4 protein-coding genes and 1 pseudogene are annotated in these 3,615 nt (G+C 44.7%); 1 reads left to right on the forward strand and 4 read right to left on the reverse strand.

What is annotated here, in order from left to right; translation table 11 throughout:
- The coding region (locus AB3112_RS09570; RefSeq protein WP_367334379.1) for an ABC transporter ATP-binding protein at positions 1 to 470 on the forward strand (470 nt) is incomplete at its 5' end.
- A 68-nt stretch (positions 471 to 538) separates the two neighbouring features.
- Here AB3112_RS09570 and AB3112_RS09575 read toward each other — a convergent pair.
- The 4 genes and pseudogenes from AB3112_RS09575 to AB3112_RS09590 all read right to left on the reverse strand — a co-directional run.
- Positions 539 to 1,891: a serine hydrolase gene (locus AB3112_RS09575; protein ID WP_367334381.1), complete on the reverse strand. Its 1,353-nt coding sequence runs from the start codon at positions 1,889 to 1,891 to the stop codon at positions 539 to 541.
- On the reverse strand, positions 1,869 to 3,146 hold the full coding sequence (gene dltD, locus AB3112_RS09580; protein WP_367334380.1) for a D-alanyl-lipoteichoic acid biosynthesis protein DltD: 1,278 nt from the start codon (positions 3,144 to 3,146) through the stop codon (positions 1,869 to 1,871). The genes AB3112_RS09575 and dltD overlap by 23 nt, the downstream gene beginning before the upstream one ends.
- Positions 3,143 to 3,376: a D-alanine--poly(phosphoribitol) ligase subunit DltC gene (dltC, locus tag AB3112_RS09585; protein WP_057909657.1), complete on the reverse strand. Its 234-nt coding sequence runs from the start codon at positions 3,374 to 3,376 to the stop codon at positions 3,143 to 3,145. The genes dltD and dltC overlap by 4 nt, the downstream gene beginning before the upstream one ends.
- Positions 3,377 to 3,393: 17 nt before the next feature.
- Positions 3,394 to 3,615: pseudogene (locus AB3112_RS09590) on the reverse strand (D-alanyl-lipoteichoic acid biosynthesis protein DltB); the annotation flags it as partial.

Here is a 3,615-nt window from a genome sequence, read left to right on the forward strand (position 1 = left end):
AATTAACCACATACAGACGGCTTTCCGTCGGGTTTGTATTTCAATTCTATAACTTGATTCCCAACCTGACTGCCCTGGAAAACGTCGAATTGGCATCACAAATTTCACCTGATTCTCTTGACGTCGCCGAGGTGATGGCAGAAGTCGGTCTGGCAAAACGAACCAATAACTTTCCGGCCCAGCTTTCCGGCGGCGAACAGCAGCGAGTTGCGATTGCCCGAGCTATTGCGAAGAATCCCGATTTGTTGCTGTGTGATGAACCAACCGGGGCCCTGGACTATAAAACTGGGAAAAGCATCCTTAAACTACTTCAGGATTTCAGCAATAAAACCGATAAGAATGTTATCATTGTCACCCACAATGGCATGATCAAGCCAATGGCCGACCACATTATTGAAATCGGCGACGGCCAGGTGAAAAATGATGAGTTGAATCATTCGCCAAAACCGGTTGAGGAGATTGAGTGGTAAGCAAATTCGTTTTCGACTATAAAAAATGGTAACCGCTAAGTTCAAGCCGGTTACCATTTTTTTAGATTTTAATAATACGTTGCCACATCATACATCTTCTGGGCAAACGTCTTGGCGCTGACGTTGCCAGCCAATGGGTACTGATTCATAAACACCAGTGCCATGTGGTAATTGCCATTTGTTGCATAATAACTTGTGTGGAAGCTGGAGCCGCCAAACGAGCCATTGTTATATTTCATACCGTTTTTGGTAACATAGAAGCCACCGGAATAAGTATTTCCATAACTTGTTAGCTGTTGATACTGCTTAGAAGTCAAAACCTGACCATTTTGTAAGCCTTGAATAAATTTGTAATAGTCACTCGGCGTACTCAACAGGTTCCCTGCACCCGGAATGGCCGACAGGCGGGCATATGAGACTGTATCGGCATCCTGATAGTCATTCTTGCCATCGTTGGTATATCCGATGGCGACCGTTGCCTTAGTTGACGGCTGATCCTGATCCACGATAACCGTATGACTCATCCCTAGTTTGTCAAAAATTCGACTTTGCAAATTCTGGGCATAACTTTGTCCGGTCACCTTGGCAATAATCCCGGCCAACAAGACGTAATTGGCATCACTGTAATTGTAGCTGTGATTATTCGTTGACTTCAGTCGGCTGACCATACTGCTATATGCCTGATTTTCAGTCATTTGACTGCTTGGGGTGATATCAGTGTTATCAATTCCCGAAGTCATTGACAGCATTTGAGCAATCGTAATGTTTGAAGCGTACGGAACGGCCGGGTAATATTGACTCAACTTCGTGCTGGCAGAGAGCTTATTGGCACTAATCAACTGTTGAATAATCGCTCCAGTCATTGCTTTTTGAAGCGAAGCCAGCGGATAAACGACCGAGCCGTCGCCCGCGTTAGCGGTGTTTCTGACCACGTTGGCCATGCCGTTGCTGACTGTGGCGGTATTCTTGGGACCGGAAGACGCCAATACAGCGGTTCCCATGACGTTGTACTGCTTCATCATGCTGTTGGCAATGGTTTGAAAACTCACCGGCTTGATACCGTGAACGTTCATCCAACCAAGGTTTTTGTTGAAATAGCGCAAGAGGACATACGTGCCGGTTTTAGTCGTTTTCGACTGCATGACCCGGACAAAATCATTGTTAAAATTATACCCGTTGGCATCCCCGGTCTTGGTGGACAGACTCGTGTAGTATGGCCCGTAGTAATAAATGTTATAGCCCTTGCTGACCGTATTTTGGTTCACAATTTGGGCATCGTAATGTTTGTTGCTGGTCGCCGTCACCGCATTATAAGCCGCAAAAGTCTTGCTTTGTGCTGCGTAGGCACCAACGGACAACAGGCCCGCCAAGAACAAGATGACGGCCCTGCTTTTAAACTTAATCGTCAAAATGATTGTCACTTCCACTTTCGTTCTGCCACTCTTTGGAGTAGTAGTAGTTATCAATTCGATATCTTGGACTTGGAACCTTTTCTGTCAAGAATGGGCGAATTGCTTTGTCCATCGTCAGCCAGCCGCGCCAGCCTGGATGAATGGTATCAGCCATAAAGTACGGAACATTTCCATCACGACTTAAATCATCAATATGGTTGAACCCCTGTGATCTTAACTGATAGGTGATCTTCTTGTCAAATGTTGCCAGCATTGCAGACGACATCCCCGTATACTTCTGCCACTTTGCATTAATTGGCGGAATGATAAATAAAACGTTGGTATGGTCGTTTGCAAACTGGTTCAGCATTAACTGAAAGTCACTGTATTCAGGCGATTTCACGTAACTCATATGAGCCTGGAAGTTTTTGAGCTTCTTAACATGCGACTTCAAACGCCGGTTCCAGAAAGTATTATCAATTTGGAAGTCGTTTGAAGTTGTCTTCTCAGCACCAATTTTGCCGGCCAGTTGATCCAACTTCTGGTAATTGTACTGGTTAGGTAACAATTCTTCATTCTTATCGATCGTTTTCTCATTGTTCAATGGAACCCGGTAACGCGAGAAGATCTGATCTTCATTCAGTAAAATTCGGTTACGGATATTGACGTAGGTCATTTGAGACGTTGTTGGCTTCAAGCCAGCTGCGATTCGTGCCAATGCACCTGCGATCTCCTTATCCGAATTCCCGGAAGGCATCTGTAAAAGTCGGTAAGCGGCGTAACGATCCATTTTTGAGCCGCTTTCCCGCTTAATCCAACTGGTGGTCTGTAATGGTGAATAGTAAAATGAAAAAGCGTTGGGATCCTCGCCCTTTGGCGTAAACCACTGAGGAGAAACAAAAACAACTGCTTTTTTATTTTTTAGCTGAGGATTAATCGACTGCATCACGAAAAAGTGTGTCAGCGATTGGCTTCCCCGAGCCCCCAACAGAAATGGTTGGTAGGACCGATCATACTTCGCCGCCAATACTGCGGGGTGAAATGGATCAAACCGCGACCACTCTGATGAGCCAAAGAATGGAACATACCCGTGTTCAAGTGCGTTTCTTTTAATCAGTTGGCCTTTTAAAACCTGCGGCGAAAGTGAAGAGGCAGCATTATTCACAACCTTTGGATTCACGTAATTCAGACTTGACCAAAGCGGTGATAAAAAGACTGCCAGCATCAGCAATGCCGCAGCAAAAATCGGCCCAAATATCATGAAGAGCCGCTTTTTCATACTCATTTGCTTGCTTCGACTTTCGCAATAATTTTAGCAGGTGTGTTCCACTCGTTTCGATCAAATTCTGAAACGGGGGCTTCAACGCCCAATTTGTCTTGGAGGTCCAGCAGCAATTGTACCGTCCCCATTGAGTCTAGCAACGCACTTGAGTACAGGTCTTCATCCAAATTATCAGAAAAATCCTCACCAGTTAAGTCTTTTAAAATATCAAGTACAGTTTGTTTATCATCCATATCAAACAGCTCCTTAGTTAAAATGGTTTAGGTGCGAAAAACAGTGTGTTCAAAAATCCTGAGAAAATCAGGAAACTGAAACAAACAACGTTAAATGTCAAAAAGATGGCAAATAATTCGGTAAACTTGTTGTGCGGAATGTGGTCCTGATGCTTCTTCTTGAACCGCAGCCAGGTGTCATTGATGACCATCGCAAAGCCATGGTAAAGACCATATGTGATGTAGTACCAGGTCTCGCC

The sequence above is a fragment of the Lentilactobacillus sp. genome, from assembly GCF_040773105.1.
Lineage (GTDB): Bacteria > Bacillota > Bacilli > Lactobacillales > Lactobacillaceae > Lentilactobacillus > Lentilactobacillus parabuchneri.